The sequence below is a fragment of the Phenylobacterium sp. genome (genome assembly GCF_030651755.1).
Lineage (GTDB): Bacteria > Pseudomonadota > Alphaproteobacteria > Caulobacterales > Caulobacteraceae > Phenylobacterium.
On the sequence record NZ_JAUSBZ010000038.1, the window covers coordinates 1 to 19,860 of the forward strand.

Consider the following 19,860-nt stretch of genomic DNA (forward strand, 5'->3'; position numbering starts at 1 on the left):
TCCCGCTCCTCCAGCCGCCGCTCGCCGGCCAGCCCGTAGACCGGCTGAAGGGCCTTCGCATCCCCCGCCACCGCCCGCAGCACCCATTCGCACCAGGCCTCCGCCTCCTTGCGATAGCCGGCGTTCATCAGCGACAGCACCGAGAACGAGGCGTCGCGCAGCCAGCAAAACCGGTAGTCCCAGTTTCGCTCGCCGCCGATCTGTTCGGGCAGGGAGGTGGTCGGCGCCGCGATGATGCCGCCGGTGGGTGCGTAGATCAGCGCCTTGATGGTGATCAGGGACCGGTTCACGGCCTCGGCCCAGGGACCCTCATAGTGGTTCTGCGCCGACCAGCCGCGCCAGAAGGCGAGGGTCTGCTCCAGCGACTCCCCCGGCTCACAGGGCTCGGGCGTATAGATGTGCGATGGTTCGTAGCTCAGGATGAAGCTCAGGCTGTCGCCGGCCTCCAGGGCGAAGTCGCCGCGGACATCGCCGTCCCCGTAGTCCAACGGGCAGGGCGCGCGCAGGATGACCGAGTGCGGCCCCGCCACCGCCCGCAGCGTCCCAGGCGCGATCTGGTGCAGCCACGGCTTGACCGCCCCGTAGTCGAACCTGGGACGGAGCATCAGTTGGAGCTGGCTGCGCCCCTTCAGGCCCACCACCTGCCGGATCAGCTTGGGGTCCCCCTGGCGGGGCTCCATGAAGTCGATGATGCGATAGGAAATCCCGTCGGGGGCCTCAAAGTCCTGTTCAAGCACGAGGCTGCCATCGTGATAGCGCCGCGCGAGCGGCTTGGCGCCCTTGGCGTCAATGCGCCAGAAACCGTGCCGCTCATCTCCCAGCAGGGCGGCGAAGCAGGCTTCGGAATCGAAACGGGGCCAGGCCAGCCAGTCCACCGATCCGTTTCGCCCGACCAGCGCCGCGCTCTCGCCGTCGCCGATCAACCCGTAGTCCTCAATCTTCTGCATATCGCCCCATTCGCCTGGCCGGCCCGACGCCTTGGCCGCCCATGAGGGAGGCTAACGGGCGCATCGCGCATTCGGTTCGCGGGGCGGGCGCTTTCTGGCCTGGACGGCGCCCGACGCAATCGGGTTGAGTAGGCCAAGGTCGCCAGCCTCGACGCTGGCGCAGGGGAGGGACGATGGCGAACTGGTCCAACTGGTCAGGCAGCGTGCGCGCCGCCCCGGCGAAATTCGAGCAGCCCCGCACCGAGGCCGAGCTCCAGGCCCTGGTGCGCGAGGCCGACAAGGTGCGGGTGGTCGGCGCGGGCCACTCCTTCACCCCGCTCTGTGAAACCGACGGCCTGCTGCTGAACCTGTCTGAGCTGGAGGGCGAACTGGTCATCGCCCCGGATCGCAAGACCGTCACAGCGCCGGCCGGCTGGAGCCTGAAGCGCCTCACCCGGGCCATGTGGGACGAGGGGCTCTCCCTGCCCAATCAGGGGGACGTCAATCCCCAGTCCCTGGCCGGCGCCATCGGCACCGGCACTCACGGCACCGGCCGCGACCTGGGCAGTCTGTCGACTCTGGTCCAGGGGGTCCGTGCGGTCATGGCCGACGGGACGGTGGCGGAGACCAGCCGCGCCCAGAACCTGGACCTTTTTGAAGGCCAGCGCCTGTCGCTTGGCCTGTTCGGCGTGATCACGGCGGCCACCATCGAGGTGCTGCCGGCCTACAGGCTGGAGGAGCGGGTCGAGAAGAAGCCCATGGCCTGGGTCTATGAGAATTTCGATGACCTCGCCCAACGCCACCGGCACGCCGAGTTCTTCGTCTTCCCCTATGCCGATGAGGCCATCGTCAAGACCCTGCATCCCATCGAGGCCGAGGACACGCCGCGGGGCCAGCCCAGCAACGAGGAGGACATCTTCCGGTTCTGCTGCGACATGACCAAGGCCTTCCCCTTCCTGGCCGGACCGATCCAGCGGTTCATGACGCGGTCCTCGGGCGATGTGCACAAGGTGGGGCCGGCCTACCGGATCTTCCCGTCCACCCGGAACGTCCGGTTTGAGGAGATGGAGTACGAACTGCCCCGCGCGGCCGGTCTGCCGGCCCTGAAGGAGGTCATCGCCTGGATCCGCAAGGGCCGCCGGCCTGTGGCCTTCCCCTTCGAATTCCGCTGGGCGGCGGCTGACGACATCTGGATCAGCCCGTTCAACAAGGGGCCAGGCGCGTCGATCTCCATGCACCAGTACGCGAAGATGCCCTGGCGGGAGGTCTTCGCCGCCGCCGAACCCATCTTCCGTGGCCATGGCGGCCGGCCTCACTGGGGCAAGCGGCACTTCCTGACGCGCGATGAGGTCGACGCCCTCTATCCGATGGCCGGACGCTTCCGGGAGGTTCGCCGCCAGACCGATCCCGCGGGCAAGTTCCTCAACCCCCACCTCGCCGACCTGTTCAGCTGAAAAGAGCCCCCATGTCCGTCCTCTCCGACGACCGCCGCCTGCACGGGCATCTGATCGGCCAGCAGGGTTCGCGCCGCGCGCTCAATACGCCGGTCCTGGTGCTCGACCTGGACGCCCTCGACCGCAACATCGCCGCCATGGCGCAGCTGGCGGCCACGGCTGGGGTTCGCCTGCGCCCCCACGCCAAGACGCACAAGAGCGTCGACATCGCCCGCCGGCAGGTGGCGGCCGGCGCGTTTGGCCTCTGCTGCGCCAAGCTCGGCGAGGCCGAGGCCCTGGCGGCCGGGGATATCGAAAACCTGCACATCACCTCGCCGGTGGTCTCGGCCCCGGCCATCGCCAGACTGATCGCGCTCAACGCCCGCAGCCCTGGCCTGTCGGTGGTGGCCGACCATCCCGACAATGTGGCCACCCTGGCCGCGGCGGCCTCGGCCGATGCGCCGCTCTGCGTCTATGTGGACATCGATCCGGGCATCCGCCGCACCGGCGTGGCGAGCGACGAGGCGGCGGTCGCGCTCGCCCGACAGATCGCCGCGGCGCCCAGCCTGACCTACGGCGGCGTGCAGAAGTACTGCGGCCGCGAGCAGCACATCGAGGCCTATGGCGCCCGCCGCGAGGCGATCCTGGCCCAGACCGCGGCCCTGAAGGCCACCATCGCGGGCCTGGAGGCCGCTGGCCTGGCGCCGCCCGTGGTGACCGGCTGTGGCACTGGCACCCACCGGATCGATCTGGAACTGGGGGTCTTCACCGAGTGGCAGGTGGGCTCCTATGTCTTCATGGATGACCAGTATCTGGCCTGCGCCCTGACCGAGGCCGGCGCCTCCCCCTATGAGCGCAGCCTGTTCGTGGACGCCCGGGTGGTCAGCGGCAATCATGGCCCCCTGGTCACCGTCGACGCCGGCTTCAAGGCCTTTTCCACGGACGCCGCCCCGCCCCAGGTGGTGGCCGGCGCGCCGGACGGGGCGCAGTTCGCCTTCATGGGCGACGAGCAGGGGGCTGTCATCGCGCCGGGCATCGGCGAGACCCTCACCATCAGCGATCTGGTCACCCTGGCCGTGCCCCACTGCGACCCAACCGTGAACCTCTACGACAGCTACCATGTGGTCCGTGGCGACACCCTGGTGGACATCTGGCCCGTCACCGCCCGCGGTCGCAGCCGCTAGCCCCGCCCGACCATCAGGAGACGCGCCATGAGGTTCGAGGACTATCGCCGCCACGACATGACCGCCCTGGCCGACTTGGTGTCCCGCCGGGAGGTGTCGGCCGCCGAACTGCTGGAGACCGCCCTGACGCGGGCCGCTGTGGTCAATCCGCAGATCAACGCCATCACCCAGGACCTGTCCGACTTCGCCCGCAGCGAGCTTGCAAGCGCGACGGGGGGACCATTCGGCGGCGTGCCCTTCCTGCTCAAGGACCTGGGCGCCCAGCTGGCCGGCACGGTGACCACCGGCGGTTCCAGGGCCTTCAGGGACGCCAGAGCCGAGGCCGACAGCGCCATCGTGGCCGCCTATCGCCGGGCGGGTCTGGTGATCTTTGGCAAGACCAATACGCCGGAGTTCGGCCTGGCGCCGGTCACAGAGCCCGCCCTCTTCGGACCCACCCGCAATCCGTGGAATCTCGACCATACGCCGGGGGGATCGTCCGGCGGGGCTTCGGCGGCCGTCGCGGCCGGCATTGTCCCGGGCGCGCACGCCAGCGATGGCGGCGGCTCCATTCGCGTCCCGGCGTCCGCCTGCGGCCTGTTTGGCCTGAAGCCCTCCCGGGGCCGCGTCTCCTTCGCGCCGGCAGGGGAGGGGTGGGCCGGCGCCTCCATGCAGCACGCGCTCACCCGCTCGGTGCGCGACAGCGCGGCCCTGCTGGACATCGTCTGCCAGCCCCAGGCTGGCGATCCCTATTTCCTGGCGCCGCCGGAACGGCCCTTCGCCCATGAGGTGGGGCGCGACCCTGGCAAGCTGCGCATCGCCTTCACCACCGCCTCCCTCGCCAGCCCGGAACTGGACCCGCAGTGCGTCCAGGCGGTGCGCGACGCCGCCGCCCTCTGCGCGAGCCTCGGCCATGATGTGATGGAGGCGAGCCTGCCCGGCGATCTCGCCGCCCTCTCCCAGGCGGCCGGCGTGATCATCGCCGCCAGCGTGGCCGCCACCCTCGACGCCGAGGCCGGGCGCCGCGGCCGCCCCATCGCAGAGGACGAGGTCGAGTTCACCACTTGGATGAGCTACCGCCGCGGCCGGGAGATGTCGGCGCCGCAGTACGTCCAGGCGGTCGCCGCGGTGCACGCCTTCGGCCGGGCGGTGGCAGGCCTCTTCGCCGACTATGACATCCTGCTTCTGTCCACCGCTGGTCGGCCGCCGCCGCCGGTGGGCTGGCTGACCGAGGACCTCAGCCAGTACGCCCGCCGTCTGTTCTCGTTCATGAGCAACACCCAGGCCTTCAACAACACTGGCCAGCCGGCCATGAGCGTGCCCCTGGCCTGGAGCGAAGAGGGCTTGCCCATCGGCCTGCAGTTCGTCGCCCCCATGGGCGAGGAGGCGAGCCTCTTCCGTCTGGCCGGCCAACTGGAACAGGCCAAGCCCTGGTTCGACCGCACAGCGCCGCTTTGACGGAGTCCGATACGATCCGCATTGCAGAGGCTGACGACGTGGAGGCCTGCGTGCAGTTGGCTGAAGCCAGACGGGCGCTCTATGAGACCTTCGAACCCCGCTTCTGGCGCCGGGCGGAGAACGCCGCGGAGATGAGCCGACTCTGGTTTGCGCATCTGTTCGCCAAGGCTGAGGTCCTGGCCCTGGTGGCGGAGCTCGAGGGCGAGGTGAGAGGCTTCCTGATCGCCCAGTCGACGCCCTCGCCGCCGGTCTACGACCCTGGGGGACGTACGGCGCTGATCGACGACTTCGTGGTCGAGCAGGGCAGGTGGATGACCCTCGGCGCTCAGTTGCTGATTGAGGCGCGTCAGCGCCTGCGAGCCGCAGGTTATGCCCAGATCGTGGTCGTCGGGGCTCGCCAAGATGAGGACAAGACCGGCCTGCTGGAGGCGACGGACCTATCGCTGGCTTCCACCTGGTGGACCGCGGCCACCTAAGGCGCCGCTTGGCGGTGGAGCGGGCTAGTTGCGAGCGCTAAGGTCCGAGCCATGACTCGACCGTACATCCTCTATGGCCTGCCGCATTCGCTCTATACCGGCCCGGCGCGGGCCTATCTGCGCAAGTCTGGTGTCGCCTTTGTCGAGCGGTCGGCCCGGGAGCCGGAGTTCCGTCAGCAGGTGATGCCGGCCATTGGCCGTTCGATCATCCCGGTTCTGGTCACGCCTGAGGGCCAGATCGTCCAGGACAGCGTCGACATCATCGACCACGTCGAGGCGGCCGGCACGGCGCTGAGCGCTTATCCTGACCGCCCGCGCCAGCTGTTCCTGGCGCACCTGTTCCAGCTGTTCGGCTCCCAGGGGCTGCTGCGGGCGGCCATGCATTACCGGTGGAGCTATTATGACGTCCAAGGCGCCTTCCTGGATCATGCCTTCGGCGTATCGGGCGCCGATGACGACCCGAGCCGTGGCGCCATGCGCAAGATGCAGAGCTACTTGCCGGGCCTGGGCGTGCGGCCCGACACCATTCCGCTGATCGAGCAGGGCTATCACGGCCTGCTGGCCGCGCTGGAAGCCCACCTGTCGGTCCATCCCTATCTGCTGGGCGGCCGGCCGAGCCTTGGGGATTATGGGCTGTTTGGGCCGCTTTTCGCCCATTTGGGCCGCGATCCGGTGCCCTCAGGCATCATGAAACGGCAGGCGCCGTCCGTGTTCCGCTGGATCGAGCGCCTGCATGCGCCCGACCTGGACATTCCCGACATGCCGGCGGCCGACGGTTGGCTGGCCGGCGACGCCGTGCCCGAGACCCTGGAGGCGCTCGTCGTGGAGATGGGGGCGGAGATGGGTGCGGAACTCGCCGACAAGCTCGCCTGGCTGGAAGACCACTATCAGCGGCTGGCCCCGGCCGATGGAGAACCGGTCAGCGCCAAGCCGCACCAGCGGACGCTTGGCGTGACGCCCAGCCGCTATCGCGGGGTCCCCGACGAGGTCGGGGTGCAGCCCTATCTGCTCTACATGGTCCAGAGGACGGAAACCGCCCTTGGCGCGCTGGCCGGCGCGGACCGGACCTGGGCCGACGCCATGCTGGCCCGCTCAGGGCTAGGGGCGCTGGGCCAACCCCGGCAGGCCCGGGTGGACCGGCGCAATCACATCGAGGTCTGGGCGCGGCCCTGACCGCCAGGTTCTAGCGGCCCATCCAGGGCTTGGACTTGGACGAGGACTGGTGAGCTGCGGCCTGTTCGCGCTGGAAGCGCCCGCCCCGGGGCGGTTTCGGCTTGGCGTCCAGGGCGGCCTTCTTTAGCCGCAGAGCGCGCTGGATCGAGGTTTCGCCTTCGGGGCCGTCATCGGCGGGGGAGTCGCTCATTTTTTGGGTCCGGCGTTGAGGTCTGGGCGGGCGGCGAGGAAGGCGGCCTTTTCGGCGGCGGTCAGAACCTTGCCGGGCTTCTGGCGCGACACCCGCGGCTTGGGCGGCGCATAGACGTCCATGGGCGGGGCCGGGGCCTTGAGGTCTGACAGTCTCTTGGGCGGCGGCTTCATGGATCATCGCGCGGTGAAGGACCCCCGACTCCAGGGCCGTCCCACCTATGACACATCAGGGGGCGGCCGTCCGCCTGCGCATGTTCAGCAGATAGACGGCGATGACGCCGGTGGCCACCAGGCCGATCAGCAGGGTGGAGATGGCGTTGATCTCCGGGCTGACGCCTAAGCGCACGGCGCTGTAGATGCGGATCGGCAGGGTGGTGGCGCCCGGTCCTGAGGTGAAGCTGGCGATGACCAGGTCGTCCAAGGAAAGCGTGAAGGCCAGCATCCAGGCCGCCGCCACCGCGGGCGCGATATTGGGCAGGGTCACCAGGGCGAAGGCCTTCCAGGGCGGCGCGCCCAGGTCGCGGGCGGCCTCCTCCAGGGCTTCGTCGAAGGACACCAGCCGGGCCTGAACGACCACGGTGGCGTAGCAGAGGGTGAGGGTGGTGTGGGCGATCATCACCGTCCAGAAGCCCCGCGCCACGCCGACGGACACGAACAGCAGCAGCAGCGACAACCCCAGGATCACCTCGGGCATGACCAGCGGCGCATAGGTCATGCTGGAGAACAGGGTGCGGCCCCTGAACCGGCCGGCCCGCACGAGGCCAAGCGCCGCCAGGGTCCCGAGGATGGTGGCCAGGGTTGCTGAGACGAACGCCACCCGCAAGGTGACCCAGGCGGCGGCCAGCAGCTGTTCGTTCTGGAGCAGGCTCACATACCAGCGGGTGGAAAAACCGCCCCAGACCGTGACCAGTCGGCTCTCATTGAACGAGTAGATCACCAGCAGGACGATGGGCAGATAGAGGAAGCCCATGCCGAGCACGATGGCGGCGATGTTGAAGGCGCTGGGGCCCCGGCGCATCAGCGCTGCTCCATCATCTTGGTCTGCTGGCGCTGGAACAGCAGAATGGGGATGACGAGCGTGGCGAGCAGCACGATGGCCACGGCGCTGGCGGCCGGCCAGTCGCGGTTGGAGAAGAACTCCGTCCAGATGGTCTTGCCCAGCATCAGGGTGCCCGAGCCGCCCAGCAGGTCGGGGATCACAAACTCGCCCACCATGGGGATGAAGCAGAGCAGGGCGCCCGCCGCCACGCCGGGCAGGGACAGGGGGAAGGTCACCCGCCAGAAGCTCTGGAACGGCGTGCAGCCGAGATCTGCGGCGGCTTCCAGCAGACCAGCCTCCTGCCGCTCCAGCACCGCATAGAGGGGCAGGACCATGAAGGGCAGATAGGCGTAGACCAGACCGATATAGACGGCCGTGTCGGTGTTCAGGATGTCGACCGGCGGCAGGCCGATCTGCGCCAGGGCCATGTTCAGCAGGCCGGCGGGCTTCAGGATGGCGATCCAGGCGTAGACCCGGATCAGGAAGCTCGTCCAGAAGGGCAGGATCACGGCCATCAACAGGGCCTGGCGGACGCTTGGCCCACAGCGCGCCATGCCATAGGCCAGCGGATAGCCGACCAGCAGCAGGATCGCCGTGGCCACGGCGGCGAACTTCAGGCTGGAGAGATAGGCCGCCAGATAGAGGCCGTCCTGGCCCATCCGGGCATAGGCCTCGAAGTCCAGGGCGCGGACGAAGGCGATCAGGCCTGGCAGGCCCGCGCTCCAGTCCAGCCGCGGGGCGTAGGGCGGAATCGCCAGGACCACGTCCGACAGGGACAGCTTGGCCACCAGCAGGAACGGCACGAAGAAGAAGAGGCCGAGCCACAGATAGGGGAGGAGGGCCGCGCGGGCCTCCCAGCTGGAGCTTCCCCGGGGGCGTCCCAGCCGTCTCCAGGGGCGTCGTGGGCGCGGGGCGCCCGTCACGCTCATCGGGTGAGCACCACGGCGGAATCGGGCGCAAAGGTCAGCCAGACCCTGTCGTCCCAGTCGACGGGGCGATCCACGACGCGGCTGGCGTTGGCCCGGGCCGCCCGGATGGTGCGCCCGCCGGGCAGTTCCACCAGATAGGTGGTCCAGTCCCCCAGATAGCCGATATCGGCCACCACGCCCTCCAGGCGGTTGGGGCCCGGGGGCGGAGGATCCAGGTGAACCCGCATCTTCTCCGGCCGCACCGCCAGCCAGGCGGTGGAGCCTATGGCGATCTCGTCGTCCTCGATGGCTTCCAGACCGTCCGGGGCTTCAGGACTGGTCAGGCGGATGATGTCGCCATCGTCCTCGGTGACGCGGGCCTCGAACAGGTTCACGTCGCCGATGAAGTCCGCGACATAGCGGGAATTGGGCGCCTCATAGACCTCGGCCGGCCGGCCGATCTGGGCCAGCTGGCCGGCCCGCATCACGGCGATGCGGTCGGCGGTGATCATCGCCTCTTCCTGGTCGTGGGTGACGATCAGGAAGGTCATGCCCAGCCGCTGCTGCAGGGCCATCAGCTCGAACTGGGTTTCTTCGCGGAGCTTGCGGTCCAGGGCGCCCAGAGGTTCGTCCAGCAGCAGCATGCGCGGCTTGGGCGCAATGGCGCGGGCCAGGGCCACCCGCTGCTTCTGGCCGCCCGACAGCTGATGGGGCTTGCGGTGGGCCAGGCCCTCCAGCCGCACCAGGGCCAGCATCTCATCGACCCGGGCGGCGATCTCGTCCTTGGGCTTTTTCTGCTGGCGCAGGCCAAAGGCGATGTTCTGGGCCACGGTCAGATGGGGGAAGAGGGCGTAGGACTGGAACATCATGTTCACAGGCCGCAGGTGCGGCGGTCGTCCGGCCAGGTCCTCGCCGCCCAGGGTGATGCGGCCGAGGTCCGGGGTTTCGAACCCCGCCAGCATCCGCATCAGGGTCGACTTGCCACAGCCTGACGGCCCCAGCAGGGCGAAGAACTCCCCCTCATAGATGTCCAGTGACACCGCATCGACGGCGGTTTCGCCGCCGAACCGCTTGGTCACCTGATCGAACCGGACCAGCGGTTTGGCCGAGGGGTCCGCCCAGGGGGCAAAGCTCGAGCGCACCGCGCCGATGTTCAAACGCGGCTTGGTGTTCACGAGGGGTCGAGCTCCCAGGGCGTGACGGGCCGGGTCACTGACCCGTCTGGACCCGGGTCCAGAGCCGGTTCACCTCGCGGACCAGGTCCTGGCCCTTGGCGGTGGTGACGAACAGGCGGCCCATCACCTCGTCGCTGGGATAGATGCGCGGATCGTCGCGCACCTCAGGGTCCACCAGGGCCGTGGCCGGTTCATTGGCGTTGGCGTAGGCGGTGTAGTTGGACGCCGTGGCGATCACGTCTGGGCGCAGCATGAAGTCCAGAAAGGCGTAGGCCGCGTCCGGATTGGGGGCGTCCACCGGAATGGCGAAGACGTCGAACCAGATCTGGCTGCCTTCGCTGGGGATCACATAGTCCACCTCGACGCCCGCGCCGGCTTCCGACGCCCGGTCGGCGGCCTGGAAGATGTCGCCGGAATAGCCGATGGCCACGCAGATATCGCCGTTGGCCAGGCCGTTGACATACTCCGAGGAGTGGAACTTCCGCACATGTGGCCGCACGGCCATCAGCATCTCGGTGGCGGCCTGATAGTCGGCCACGGTCGTGGAATTGGGGTCCTTGCCGATATAGTTGAGCGCCACGGCGTACATGTCTTCCGAGGCGTCGAGGAAGTGGACCCCGCAGTCGGCCAGCCTGGCGATGTTTTCCGGCGCAAACAGCACGTTCCAGGAATCGATAGTCACGCCGGGCAGGCGCTCAGCCACCTTCTGGACGTTGAAGCCGATGCCGACGGTTCCCCACATATAGGGCACGGTGTAGCGGCCGCCCGGATCGAAGGGCTCCATATAGGCCATGATCTTGGGCGACAGATTGCCGATATTGGTCAGCTTGGACTTGTCCAGTTCGGCAAGGGCGCCAGCCTCGATATAGCGCGGAATGTTGTGGTTTGACGGCGTGACCACGTCATAGCCGGTGCCGCCCTGGAGCATCTTGGTCTCCAGCACCTCGTTGGAATCAAAGGTGTCGTAGACGACCTTGAGGCCGGTATCGCTAGTGAAGGCCTCCAGGAGCTGGGGATCGATATAGTCCGACCAGTTGTAGATGCGCACCGTCTGGCTGGCGCTCTGGCCCTGGCCGCAGGCGCCCAAGCCCAGCAGGGCCGCCGCGCTCACCGCCGCCAATCCCGTCTTCAAACCCCAAGCCCGCATCACGCTCTCCCTCAGCAGCCCTGCTTCTGCTTATAAGGCCCATGGCGCGGGGGTTAAGACCCCAATCGACGCAGAACCCTTGGGAGATCACTGATGCCCCCCAGCCTGGCGCCTGGCCTGACCCCCTTGATGGCCTTCGTCGCTCCCGTGGTGCTGCTGGTGTTCTCCAATATCTTCATGACCTTCGCCTGGTACGGTCATCTGAAGGTGGAGCATCGGCCCCTGTGGATCATCATCATGGTCAGCTGGGGCATCGCGTTCTTCGAATACTGCCTGGCGGTGCCCGCCAACCGGATCGGACGGGCCGTCTATTCGCCGGCCGAACTGAAGACCATGCAGGAGGTGATCACGCTCGCGGTCTTCGCCGTCTTCTCGGTGATGTATCTGGGTGAGCGCTTCACCTGGAACCACGCTATCGGCTTTTGCCTGATCGCGGCCGGGGCGCTGTTCATCTTCAAGGGGCCAATCCGCGTTTAAGCGACGCCGCCACGGTCACGGCTTTTGGCAAGCCGGGCGCGGCGCCATATAAGCCCGCCCTCACGACCCTCTCATACGAGCCGGCAACCCCATGTCCCGCATCCTCATCACCTCGGCCTTGCCCTATATCAACGGGATCAAGCACCTGGGGACGCTCGCGGGCTCCATGCTGCCGGCCGACGTCTATGCCCGGTTCCAGCGGTCGCGGGGCCGCGAGACCCTCTACATCTGCGCCACCGACGAGCACGGCACGCCCACCGAGTTGGCGGCGGCCGAGGCGGGGGTTGATCCCGCGGCCTTCTGCGCGGCCCAGCATGAGGTTCAGGCCGAACTTGGGGCGAGGTTTGGCCTCTCCTGGGACCATTTTGGCCGCTCGTCTTCGCCGCAGAATCGCAAGCTGACCCAGCGCTTCGCCCAGACCCTCTGGGAGGCCGGCTTTATCGAGGAGAAGGTCACCCAGCAGGTCTATTCCAACGCGGACAAGCGCTTTCTGCCCGACCGCTATGTGATCGGGACCTGCCCCCACTGTGGCTACACCGCCGCCCGCGGCGACCAGTGCGAGAACTGCACCCGGGTGCTCGACCCCGCCGACCTGATCGCCCCGCGCTCGGCGGTCTCGGGCTCGGACGACATCGAGATCCGCCCCTCCAAGCACCTGTTCCTTCGCCAGAGCCTGTTTTCTGACAAGCTGCGCGCCTGGATCGACGGCAAGAAGGGCGACTGGCCGCTGCTGGTCACCTCCATCGCGCTGAAGTGGCTGGACGAAGGCCTGCAGGACCGGGGCGTCACTCGCGACCTGGAATGGGGCGTGCCGGTCAACGCCGCCGACTGGGGGCCCAATCCCGATGGCGCCACGCCAGACGTCGAAGGTCTGGCGGGCAAGGTCTTCTATGTCTGGTTCGACGCCCCCATCGAATATATCGGAGCCACCTGGGAGTGGGCTGACGCCAAGGCCGCCGCCGAGGGCAGGGGCCAGGCCGAAGAGGCGGAATGGGAGCGCTGGTGGCGCGAGCCGCTCGCCGCCGACGTCACCTATGTGGAGTTCATGGGCAAGGACAATGTGCCCTTCCACACGGTCGGCTTCCCCTGCACCCTGATCGGGGCCAATGAGCAGCGCGGCCCCGACGGCGCCTGGCGGGCGGTGAACAATGCGCCCTGGAAGCTGGTGGACCGGCTCAAGGGCTTCAACTGGCTCGACTATTACGGCGGCAAGTTCTCCACCTCGCAGAAGCGCGGTGTGTTCATGGATCAGGCCCTGGAACTGCTGCCCGCCGACTACTGGCGCTGGTGGGTCTTCGCCAATGCGCCGGAAGGATCTGACGCCACCTTCACCTGGGAGCAGTTCCAGGTTCAGGTGAACGCCGACCTGGCCGACGTGCTGGGCAATTTCGTCAACCGCATCCTGAAGTTCACGGAAACCCGCTTCGAAGGCGTCGTCCCCGACGGCGGCGAGCCTGGCGAGCTGGAGATCAAGCTCGCCGCCGACGTGGCCGCCAAGCTCGCCGAGCTGACCGAGCTGATGGAAGCCATCGAGATGCGCAAGTCGGCCCAGGCCCTGCGCCAGCTCTGGGTGCTGGGCAATCAGTATCTGACCGAAGCCGCCCCCTGGACCGCCATCAAGACCGATCGGGACCGCGCCGCGGTCGCCGTGCGGACGGGCCTGAACCTGGTGGCGCTGTTCGCCAAGGTGTCAGAACCCTTCATCCCGTTCGCGGCTGAAAAGATCGCGGGCGGTGTGGGCGAGACCTTCCCTGGGCGCTGGCCGCAAGGGGAGGGCGCAGCCCTGCTGAACCTGCTGGCGCCGGGGACCCCGGTGGCGGCGCCTGACGTCCTGTTCCGCAAGATCGAGGACGCCCAGGTGGCCGAGTGGCGCGAGCGGTTCGGGGCCGAAGCCGAGCCGGCCTAGGCCTGTTCAGCCAGCCAGCTGATCACGCCCTTGGCGGCGGCTGCGCCGGTGGCGAAGCTGGCCTGCAACAGGTAGCCGCCGGTGGGCGCCTCCCAGTCCAGCATCTCGCCGGCGGCGAACACGCCCGGGCGGGCCTTGACCATCAGGCGCTGATCCAGGCCCTCGAACTTCAGACCGCCGGCGGTGGAGATGGCCCGCTCCAGCCCCACCAGGCCGGTGAGGGAAACGGGCAGGGCCTTGATCGCCTCGGCCAGTCCCACCGGGCTACGGGGCAGGTCGGCGCCGAAGGCTTCCCGCAGCAGGCCGATCTCCGCAGAGGAGAGCTTCAGCATTTTGCGCAGGCGATTGGACAGGCTGTCGCCGGATCGGCCCCCGATGAGACGGGAGGCCAGGTCGCCCCGACGCATATCCGGCCGCAGGTCCAGAATAAGCTGCGCCTGGCCGCCCCCAGACAGAGCGGCGCGAATGAGGGGCGACAGGGCGTAGACGCCGCCGCCTTCCAGGCCCTGGGCGGTGATCAGGGCCTCGCCCAGCAGGCGGGTCTCCCCAAAGGTGAGCGCGATGGATTTGAGCGGCGCGCCGGCGAAGCGGGCCGCAAATTCTGGGCTCCAGCCCGCGCGCACCCCGACATTGGCGGGGGCGAAGGTCGCCACCGGCGCGCCGGCTTCGGCGAGCACACCGGCCCAGGCGCCATTGGCCCCCAGCCGGGGCCAGCTCGCGCCGCCCAGCGCCAGCACGGTGGCGGCGGGGGTTGCGGTCACCTGACCATCGGGAGTGGAGAAGACCAGCGCTCCATCCGGCGTCCAGCCGGTCCAGTCATGGCGCAGGTGAAACCGCACGCCCCCGGCGGTGAGTCGGCCGATCCAGGCCCGCAGCAGGGGCGAGGCCTTCAGGGCGCGGGGAAAGATCCGGCCGCTGGAGCCGACAAAGGTCTCCTGGCCAAGTCCCTCGGCCCAGGCGCGCAGATCATCGGGCGCAAAGGCCTCTAGCGGGCCGTCCAGGGTCTCGCTCGCCGGGCCAAAGCGAGTTTTGAAGGTCGCCAGGGGTTCGGAATGGGTGAGGTTCAGCCCGCCGCGTCCGGCCATCAGGAAGCGCCGTCCCAGGCTGGGCATGCGCTCATAGACGCTGACGGCCAGGCCGGCGGCCGCCAGGGTCTCGGCGGCCATGAGTCCGGCCGGACCGCCGCCGATGACGGCGACGGGAGAGGCCTTGGGGTCGCTCATGTCTAGAACCAGTTCAGGTCTGCGCGGACGCCGCCCACCTCGACGCCCTTGAGGCGTGCGCGGCCATCACGGCCGATGGAGACGATGGCGAAGGCCGGGGGCGCCGCAACCTGACCCTGCTGGCGCAGGGCGGCTTCCAGAGCCTCAGCCTCCTCCTGATCGGCATAGAACCGATCCACGCCGATATCCAGGGTGACGACGGTCTCCCGGGGCCGGTCATCCGCAGGGGGAACGCCGTCCACCGGCTCACGGGGCGGTTCGGCGAAGGCCTGGCGGCATTGGGCCTGGCCGCGGACGACCACGGGGCCATGGCTGAGGGCGGCGACGCGGGTCGCCCCGGCGCCAGTCACCTGGTGGACGCCATCCGGGCCGGGCGACAGGGCCACCCAACTGTCATCGCCCTCGAAATGGGCCTCAAGATCCGGCGGGCAGTCCCGTCCCCTGGGCAGGGTCTGGGTGAGTTGCAGGGCCGCATAGTGGCCGCTGAGCAGGCTGCGGGGGTCGACCGCCTCCATGGCCAGTCGGACCTCCTGGCCGCTCGCCCGGGCGCGGTCCTCACGGACCAGCAGGCCGACGAGGGCCAGGACCAGCAGGGCGGCGACCAGGCCGATCCGCAGGGCCAGGGCCCGGGGGCTGGAAAGGCGGTTCATGTCTTGGCCCTTTTGCGACGGAGCAGGGCGCCGGCCGCCAGAGCCAGGAGAGCGCAACCGGCGAAGACCCCTGCCGCGGTCATCAGGCCAAGGCCCAGATCCATCAGAATGGCGCTGACCGCGCCGATGGCCGACAGAACGCCGACAGCGGTGACCGCGGACGCCCGGTCGTGCAGACCAAGGGCTATGGCGGCGCCAGACAGGATCAGCCAGGCCAGGCGGTGGACCAGGCCCAGGGTGTCGTCGCTGAATCCGGCCACGGCGAAGGCGAGCAGCGCGCCAGCGCACATCCAGCCATAGAGGACGCCGGTGGCCGGTCGCTCCTGCTCGCTCCCCCAGCGGGCGGCGAGGGCGGCGGCGGCGAAGGCGCCCGCCAGGGCCAGGTAGCCGGCCTGGGCCACATCCGACGTGGCGAACAACCAGCCCACCACCATGGCTGGGCCAGCCAGATGGGCGAGGCTGCGAGATCTCCAGGCCACAGCCAGCAGGGCGGCGGCGGGCGCCGCCAGGGCGAGCCAGCGGAGCTTCAGGTCAAACAATCCGTCCGGTCCGGCGAAGTCTCCCAGGCCGATCAGCGCCACGGCGGCGATGGCCGCAGCATTGGAGCGACCCGCCAGGGCCAGCAGGATCGCCGCCAGGCCCGCCCCGCGAAGGGCCGCCTGGGGATCGCCAGCCAGGTCGAAGATCTGTCCGGTCAGGCCGATGGCGCCGGCGTAGATCAGGGCCGCCACCCCCAGCAATATGTCGCGCACCAGGGGACGGCCGCGCGCGGCTCCCCAGGCCGCGGCCGCCGCCGTCGCGGCGAAGACCGTGAGAATCAGGGCGAAGCGCGCCAGGCGAGGAATTGCGTCCCAGTTGGCCGCCACAAAGGCGATGGCCGCCAGACCCGCCAGGATGGCGCCCATGATCGCCAGGGCGACGCCGGCGTCGATCCGCCGGGCCTCGGTCACGCTGTCCAGGATCGGTTGGCGGGACTCGGCCGCCACCAGCCCCTGGGCGATCCAGCGTTCCAGGTCCGCGCTCAGTCGCGCCTTGTAGGCCGCCATCCTAGGCTCCGCATCGGCTGGCCGTGGACGGATGCGTCCTGGCCCTGGTCGAGGTCAGTCTAGTGGAGACGGTGTTCGGCCGCCTCCTCAGGGGAGATGTCCAGGAAGCCCGGCATGACGGCGTTGTAGGAGTCGACGGCGTCGAGCTTCACAATGGCGTTGCGATGCCCCTCCCAAACCATGGAGAGGGCGACATACAGCACCACGACCAGGCCGATATAGCCGATCCAGCGGTATCTGTGCAGCAGGCTGGCGATGTAGGTCGCGGCCACGCCCATCAGGGCGATGGACAGGATCAGGCCGAACACCAGGATGCCCGGATGTTCCCGGGCCGCGCCGGCCACGGCCAGGACGTTGTCCAGGGACATGGAGAGGTCGGCGATCAGGATCTGGATGAAGGCGGCGCGGAAGCTCTTGACCGGGCGCGGCGTCGGATGGGTCGTCGGATCGCCGTCGAGAACCGCCTCTGCGTCGGCCTCATCGACCACGGCCTGCTCGCGCAGCTCCTTCCACATCTTCCAGCAGACCCACATCAGCAGCAGGCCGCCGGCGAACAGCAGGCCGATGATGCCGAGGAGCTGGGTGGTGATCAGCGCAAAGCCGATGCGCATGATCACCGCGGCGATCAGGCCATAGAGAATGGCTTTTTTGCGCTGCTCCGCCGGCAGGGCGCCTGCGGCCAGGCCCACGGCGACGGCGTTGTCGCCGGCCAGGACAAGGTCGATCAGCAGAACCTGAAAGAGGGCCGTGAGGGCGGGGCCGTGTTCGGCGAGCAAGGACTCAAACATGATCGCCTCAATGCGACAGGCTCAAGCCCTCCGCAACGCCTATTCTTGGCTTTGGAGTCCGCCGGGTTGGCGAGCCGCTCAGGCGGGCTCGTTTTCCCGCTCGGCGGCCTCGACCTCGGCGGCCTGCGCCTCCTCGGCCTTCTCCTGCCTGTGATTGGCGTAGGCCGTGGCCGCGACGGCGCCGGCCGCCGCAGCGGCGAGGGGGGCGGCGAGGCCGGAGCCCCGTCCGCCGTCATCGGCCTCATCGCGCTGACCTGAGGCGGCCGAGCCGTAGCCAAAGGTCTGGAAGCGTCGGCGACGCTGGGATTCCCGGCGCTTGGCTGCGGCGTTCCGTGACACCGCCGCCAGGATCAGGACGCCGGCGAGGACCGCCAGGGCGAGCAGAATGGTGCGGGTGGAAACGCCCTGGCCTTCGGCGCTGGCGGCGGCGTCCACGGCGGCGGTGCGCGCGGCGTCAGCCGCCTGGCTGGCCATGCCGCCGGCTTCCCGGGCGGCCTCGCCGGCGCGTTCCGCAGCGGCGTCGGCGTCCGGCACGGTGACCTGGCGGTCCCAGAACTTGAAGCGCTCGAGGAAGCTGAAGAAGCCGCCGCTCCTGGCTCCCTCGGTCTCTGCCGGGGCGGGCGCGCTCGGGGCCTGGGTGGTGGTGGGCGCAGGAGCCGGCGCAGCGGGGGCCTTCGCCGCAGGCGCCTTAGCGACAGGCGCAGGCGCGGCCGGCGCCTTTGCCGCGGGCGCGGGAGAGACCGTCGCAGGCGGAGCTGCGGGTGCGACTCGGGCCGGGGTCGGCGCTGCGGCCTGGGTTCGGCCGGTCGAGGGCGCCATTCGGGCGTCAGAGCTGTGCGCCCGGCGGGTCGGCGCCACAGCGACGGCGCGGGGCGGCCCATAGACCCGTAGGCGCTCTTCGGCGGTCATATCTTCCGGATTGGCGATGGGCCGCATGGTGGTGATCAACACGCCGTCGGCGCGGCGGAAGGTGACCACGCCATCATGCCGTGAGCCCGCAGGGGGCAGATTCTGGCCTGTATAGACATCCGTCGGCGGGCCAGGGGGGCCGCCCATCAGGCCCGTCTGATCCTGATAATAGCCGGGGGCCTCGCCCATCAGGGGCGGCGGGGGCGGGGCCTCGGAATAGTAGTCCCCCCCGTGGGCGCTGGGCCCGGACGGCGCGCTGCAGCCTGCAGCGGCTAACAGAGTCGCCGTCGCCGCGAGGCTCAGAGTCTGCTTCAAGGTCCTGATCGCCATCGGACGTCCCCCGTACCGGTCGTTGTGCAAGCGCCACCGCGCCTAGGTTAACCAAGAAATCACGACGTGGTCGTGAAATCAAAGCCGTGAATCGACGGAGGGGAACCTACTTCTCCTCAGGGGCGAGGTCTGGAAGCCTCATAGAGGGCGATGGCGCCCGCCGCTGAGACGTTCAGACTCTCAAATCCTCCCGGCATCGGGATCTTGGCCAGGACGTCGCAATGCTCGGCCACCAGCCGTCGCAGGCCAGCCCCTTCCGACCCCATGACCAGCACCGTGGCTGACCCGTCCATGACGGTGTCGAGGGTGGCCTCAGCCTCGCCATCCAGGCCCACGGCGCGCCAGCCCATATCGGCCAGCTGGTCGAGGGCGCGGGACAGATTGACCACCCGGGCCACCGGAATCTTGTCCACAGCGCCGACGGCGGCCTTGGCCAGGGCGCCGGTCAGTTGGGGGGCGTTGCGGTCCTGCAGGATGACGCCGGCGCAGCCAAAGGCGGCGGCCGAGCGAAGCAGCGCGCCGACATTCTGCGGGTCTGTCACCTGGTCAAGCATCAGCAGAACCGCCCCCTTGTCCGGGGAGAAGGACTCCAGGGCGACCTCGGGCAGATCGCCTGGCCGCAGGGCGACGCCCTGATGGACCGCCCCGGGCAGGAGATTGGCCAGGCGCTGCGAATCGACGGTTTCGATGACCAGCCCCGGAAAGCGGCGGGACAGGTCAGCAGCGCGCTCAGCGGTGGCGAGGATTCGCTGTGGCGGCTCCCGATCGGGGTTCTCCAGGGCCGCCAGCACGGCGTGCCAGCCCCAGAACCAGGCGGCGGAAGGGCCCTCAGGCCTTGTGACAGAAGGGGTTTCTCGCCCACTTCGACGCTTGTTTCGGGGCGCGTTGCGTTCCCGGATCGACGACACTATAAGACGCGCTCCATTTTGAGGCCGGGACAGGTCTCCGCCCGTTCCGGCGTTGTTGGCGATGCTTCTAGCAGAGGCGGCAACCCGGGGCGGAGGTAATTTGTTCAGGGCTCAGGACGGTTCCGAGCGCGCGGGGGAATGTCCCGAGTGGCAAAGGGGGCGGACTGTAAATCCGCTGGCGTACGCCTTCGTAGGTTCGAGTCCTACTTCCCCCACCACGCGCCGGTTCATACAAGGAGTATTGCGGCGTCCCCGCAGCCTTCGGCGCGGGTATAGCACAATGGTAGTGCAGCAGCCTTCCAAGCTGAGGATGCGGGTTCGATTCCCGCTACCCGCTCCAATAATCCGACACCCTTAAATACGCCCACGGGCGCATCGCCGGCAGGACCCTGATGGCCAAAGAGAAGTTTGAACGCAATAAGCCGCATTGCAACATCGGCACGATTGGTCACGTTGACCATGGCAAGACGACGCTGACGGCGGCGATTACGATGACGCTGGCGAAGTCCGGTGGCGCCACGGCGAAGAAGTAC

General features: G+C 68.9%; 21 protein-coding genes and 2 tRNA genes. 10 read left to right on the plus strand and 13 right to left on the minus strand.

Annotated features, from left to right (window positions below; translation table 11 throughout):
* Nucleotides 1–947, minus strand: a 947-nt coding sequence (locus Q7V15_RS03040) for a glycoside hydrolase family 15 protein (RefSeq protein WP_304753760.1), incomplete at its 3' end; no start/stop codon positions are given.
* Nucleotides 948–1,120: 173 nt separating this feature from the next.
* Between Q7V15_RS03040 and Q7V15_RS03045 the strand changes: the two genes are divergently transcribed.
* The 5 genes from Q7V15_RS03045 to Q7V15_RS03065 are packed head-to-tail and all read left to right on the plus strand — an operon-like array spanning nucleotide 1,121 to nucleotide 6,629.
* The gene (locus Q7V15_RS03045; protein WP_304753761.1) at nucleotides 1,121–2,380 is read left to right on the plus strand and encodes a D-arabinono-1,4-lactone oxidase; all 1,260 of its coding nucleotides are present in this window, start codon (nucleotides 1,121–1,123) and stop codon (nucleotides 2,378–2,380) included.
* 11 nt (nucleotides 2,381–2,391) lie between these two features.
* Nucleotides 2,392–3,543 carry a DSD1 family PLP-dependent enzyme gene (locus Q7V15_RS03050; RefSeq protein ID WP_304753763.1) on the plus strand — a complete coding sequence of 384 codons (1,152 nt, stop codon included), beginning with the start codon at nucleotides 2,392–2,394 and terminating at the stop codon, nucleotides 3,541–3,543.
* A 27-nt stretch (nucleotides 3,544–3,570) separates the two neighbouring features.
* Nucleotides 3,571–4,980, plus strand: coding sequence for an amidase (locus Q7V15_RS03055; protein ID WP_304753765.1), 1,410 nt, complete (start codon nucleotides 3,571–3,573; stop codon nucleotides 4,978–4,980).
* Nucleotides 4,977–5,456, plus strand: coding sequence for a GNAT family N-acetyltransferase (locus Q7V15_RS03060; RefSeq protein WP_304753766.1), 480 nt, complete (start codon nucleotides 4,977–4,979; stop codon nucleotides 5,454–5,456). The genes Q7V15_RS03055 and Q7V15_RS03060 overlap by 4 nt, the downstream gene beginning before the upstream one ends.
* Nucleotides 5,457–5,507: 51 nt before the next feature.
* A complete protein-coding gene (locus Q7V15_RS03065) occupies nucleotides 5,508–6,629 on the plus strand; it encodes a glutathione S-transferase family protein (RefSeq protein ID WP_304753768.1) in 1,122 nt (373 codons plus the stop codon).
* Nucleotides 6,630–6,639: 10 nt separating this feature from the next.
* Here Q7V15_RS03065 and Q7V15_RS03070 read toward each other — a convergent pair whose 3' ends face one another.
* From Q7V15_RS03070 to Q7V15_RS03095, 6 genes are read right to left on the minus strand one after another with little or no spacing between them, the layout of a single operon-like run.
* Nucleotides 6,640–6,819, minus strand: coding sequence for a hypothetical protein (locus tag Q7V15_RS03070; RefSeq protein ID WP_304753770.1), 180 nt, complete (start codon nucleotides 6,817–6,819; stop codon nucleotides 6,640–6,642).
* Nucleotides 6,816–6,992: a hypothetical protein gene (locus Q7V15_RS03075; protein ID WP_304753772.1), complete on the minus strand. Its 177-nt coding sequence runs from the start codon at nucleotides 6,990–6,992 to the stop codon at nucleotides 6,816–6,818. The genes Q7V15_RS03070 and Q7V15_RS03075 overlap by 4 nt, the downstream gene beginning before the upstream one ends.
* Nucleotides 6,993–7,047: 55 nt before the next feature.
* Nucleotides 7,048–7,839, minus strand: a complete 792-nt coding sequence (locus tag Q7V15_RS03080; RefSeq protein ID WP_304753773.1) for an ABC transporter permease — start codon at nucleotides 7,837–7,839, stop codon at nucleotides 7,048–7,050.
* Entirely contained in the window at nucleotides 7,839–8,789 is a 951-nt protein-coding gene (locus tag Q7V15_RS03085; RefSeq protein WP_304753774.1) for an ABC transporter permease subunit, read from the minus strand. The genes Q7V15_RS03080 and Q7V15_RS03085 overlap by 1 nt, the downstream gene beginning before the upstream one ends.
* The gene (locus Q7V15_RS03090) at nucleotides 8,786–9,943 is read right to left on the minus strand and encodes an ABC transporter ATP-binding protein (protein ID WP_304753776.1); all 1,158 of its coding nucleotides are present in this window, start codon (nucleotides 9,941–9,943) and stop codon (nucleotides 8,786–8,788) included. Before Q7V15_RS03090 ends, Q7V15_RS03085 begins: the two co-directional genes overlap by 4 nt.
* Before the next feature lie 34 nt (nucleotides 9,944–9,977).
* Nucleotides 9,978–11,090 carry a polyamine ABC transporter substrate-binding protein gene (locus Q7V15_RS03095; RefSeq protein ID WP_304753778.1) on the minus strand — a complete coding sequence of 371 codons (1,113 nt, stop codon included), beginning with the start codon at nucleotides 11,088–11,090 and terminating at the stop codon, nucleotides 9,978–9,980.
* Between the two features lie 93 nt (nucleotides 11,091–11,183).
* On the opposite strand from Q7V15_RS03095, the gene Q7V15_RS03100 reads away from it, so the two are divergent.
* Together Q7V15_RS03100 and metG are read left to right on the plus strand one after the other, a co-directional pair.
* Nucleotides 11,184–11,567, plus strand: a complete 384-nt coding sequence (locus Q7V15_RS03100) for a DMT family protein (protein ID WP_304753780.1) — start codon at nucleotides 11,184–11,186, stop codon at nucleotides 11,565–11,567.
* 91 nt (nucleotides 11,568–11,658) lie between these two features.
* On the plus strand, nucleotides 11,659–13,473 hold the full coding sequence (gene metG, locus Q7V15_RS03105; protein ID WP_304753781.1) for a methionine--tRNA ligase: 1,815 nt from the start codon (nucleotides 11,659–11,661) through the stop codon (nucleotides 13,471–13,473).
* Here the strand turns inward: metG and Q7V15_RS03110 are convergent.
* The 6 genes from Q7V15_RS03110 to rlmB all read right to left on the minus strand — a co-directional run bounded on the left by Q7V15_RS03110 (nucleotide 13,470) and on the right by rlmB (nucleotide 19,327).
* The gene (locus Q7V15_RS03110) at nucleotides 13,470–14,696 is read right to left on the minus strand and encodes a TIGR03862 family flavoprotein (protein WP_304753783.1); all 1,227 of its coding nucleotides are present in this window, start codon (nucleotides 14,694–14,696) and stop codon (nucleotides 13,470–13,472) included. The two genes, metG and Q7V15_RS03110, sit on opposite strands and share 4 nt — an antisense overlap.
* A gap of 2 nt (nucleotides 14,697–14,698) precedes the next feature.
* The gene (locus Q7V15_RS03115; RefSeq protein ID WP_304753784.1) at nucleotides 14,699–15,346 is read right to left on the minus strand and encodes a GDYXXLXY domain-containing protein; all 648 of its coding nucleotides are present in this window, start codon (nucleotides 15,344–15,346) and stop codon (nucleotides 14,699–14,701) included.
* Complete coding sequence (locus tag Q7V15_RS03120) at nucleotides 15,343–16,392, minus strand: DUF2157 domain-containing protein (RefSeq protein ID WP_304753785.1); 1,050 nt, start codon at nucleotides 16,390–16,392, stop codon at nucleotides 15,343–15,345. Before Q7V15_RS03120 ends, Q7V15_RS03115 begins: the two co-directional genes overlap by 4 nt.
* A gap of 59 nt (nucleotides 16,393–16,451) precedes the next feature.
* Entirely contained in the window at nucleotides 16,452–17,180 is a 729-nt protein-coding gene (locus Q7V15_RS03125; RefSeq protein ID WP_304753787.1) for a TerC family protein, read from the minus strand.
* 78 nt (nucleotides 17,181–17,258) lie between these two features.
* Nucleotides 17,259–18,404, minus strand: a complete 1,146-nt coding sequence (locus Q7V15_RS03130; RefSeq protein ID WP_304753788.1) for a hypothetical protein — start codon at nucleotides 18,402–18,404, stop codon at nucleotides 17,259–17,261.
* A gap of 131 nt (nucleotides 18,405–18,535) precedes the next feature.
* The gene (gene rlmB, locus Q7V15_RS03135; protein ID WP_370689760.1) at nucleotides 18,536–19,327 is read right to left on the minus strand and encodes a 23S rRNA (guanosine(2251)-2'-O)-methyltransferase RlmB; all 792 of its coding nucleotides are present in this window, start codon (nucleotides 19,325–19,327) and stop codon (nucleotides 18,536–18,538) included.
* A gap of 132 nt (nucleotides 19,328–19,459) precedes the next feature.
* Between rlmB and Q7V15_RS03140 the strand changes: the two genes are divergently transcribed.
* The 3 genes from Q7V15_RS03140 to Q7V15_RS03150 form a co-directional block, all read left to right on the plus strand.
* A tRNA-Tyr gene (locus tag Q7V15_RS03140) sits at nucleotides 19,460–19,545 on the plus strand.
* A 48-nt stretch (nucleotides 19,546–19,593) separates the two neighbouring features.
* Nucleotides 19,594–19,667, plus strand: a tRNA-Gly gene (locus tag Q7V15_RS03145).
* Nucleotides 19,668–19,719: 52 nt separating this feature from the next.
* The coding region (locus tag Q7V15_RS03150) for a GTP-binding protein (protein WP_296514694.1) at nucleotides 19,720–19,860 on the plus strand (141 nt) is incomplete at its 3' end.

Bases quoted from the DNA above. Each gene is read 5' to 3' on its own strand.
- Q7V15_RS03070 (WP_304753770.1), bottom strand. From the start codon at position 6,819: ATGAGCGACTCCCCCGCCGATGACGGCCCCGAAGGCGAAACCTCGATC.
- metG (WP_304753781.1), top strand. From the start codon at position 11,659: ATGTCCCGCATCCTCATCACCTCGGCCTTGCCCTATATCAACGGGATC.
- Q7V15_RS03065 (WP_304753768.1), top strand. From the start codon at position 5,508: ATGACTCGACCGTACATCCTCTATGGCCTGCCGCATTCGCTCTATACC.
- Q7V15_RS03110 (WP_304753783.1), bottom strand. From the start codon at position 14,696: ATGAGCGACCCCAAGGCCTCTCCCGTCGCCGTCATCGGCGGCGGTCCG.
- Q7V15_RS03100 (WP_304753780.1), top strand. From the start codon at position 11,184: ATGCCCCCCAGCCTGGCGCCTGGCCTGACCCCCTTGATGGCCTTCGTC.
- Q7V15_RS03085 (WP_304753774.1), bottom strand. From the start codon at position 8,789: ATGAGCGTGACGGGCGCCCCGCGCCCACGACGCCCCTGGAGACGGCTG.
- Q7V15_RS03125 (WP_304753787.1), bottom strand. From the start codon at position 17,180: ATGTTTGAGTCCTTGCTCGCCGAACACGGCCCCGCCCTCACGGCCCTC.
- Q7V15_RS03095 (WP_304753778.1), bottom strand. From the start codon at position 11,090: ATGCGGGCTTGGGGTTTGAAGACGGGATTGGCGGCGGTGAGCGCGGCG.
- Q7V15_RS03075 (WP_304753772.1), bottom strand. From the start codon at position 6,992: ATGAAGCCGCCGCCCAAGAGACTGTCAGACCTCAAGGCCCCGGCCCCG.
- Q7V15_RS03080 (WP_304753773.1), bottom strand. From the start codon at position 7,839: ATGCGCCGGGGCCCCAGCGCCTTCAACATCGCCGCCATCGTGCTCGGC.
- Q7V15_RS03115 (WP_304753784.1), bottom strand. From the start codon at position 15,346: ATGAACCGCCTTTCCAGCCCCCGGGCCCTGGCCCTGCGGATCGGCCTG.
- Q7V15_RS03050 (WP_304753763.1), top strand. From the start codon at position 2,392: ATGTCCGTCCTCTCCGACGACCGCCGCCTGCACGGGCATCTGATCGGC.
- Q7V15_RS03045 (WP_304753761.1), top strand. From the start codon at position 1,121: ATGGCGAACTGGTCCAACTGGTCAGGCAGCGTGCGCGCCGCCCCGGCG.
- Q7V15_RS03120 (WP_304753785.1), bottom strand. From the start codon at position 16,392: ATGGCGGCCTACAAGGCGCGACTGAGCGCGGACCTGGAACGCTGGATC.
- Q7V15_RS03055 (WP_304753765.1), top strand. From the start codon at position 3,571: ATGAGGTTCGAGGACTATCGCCGCCACGACATGACCGCCCTGGCCGAC.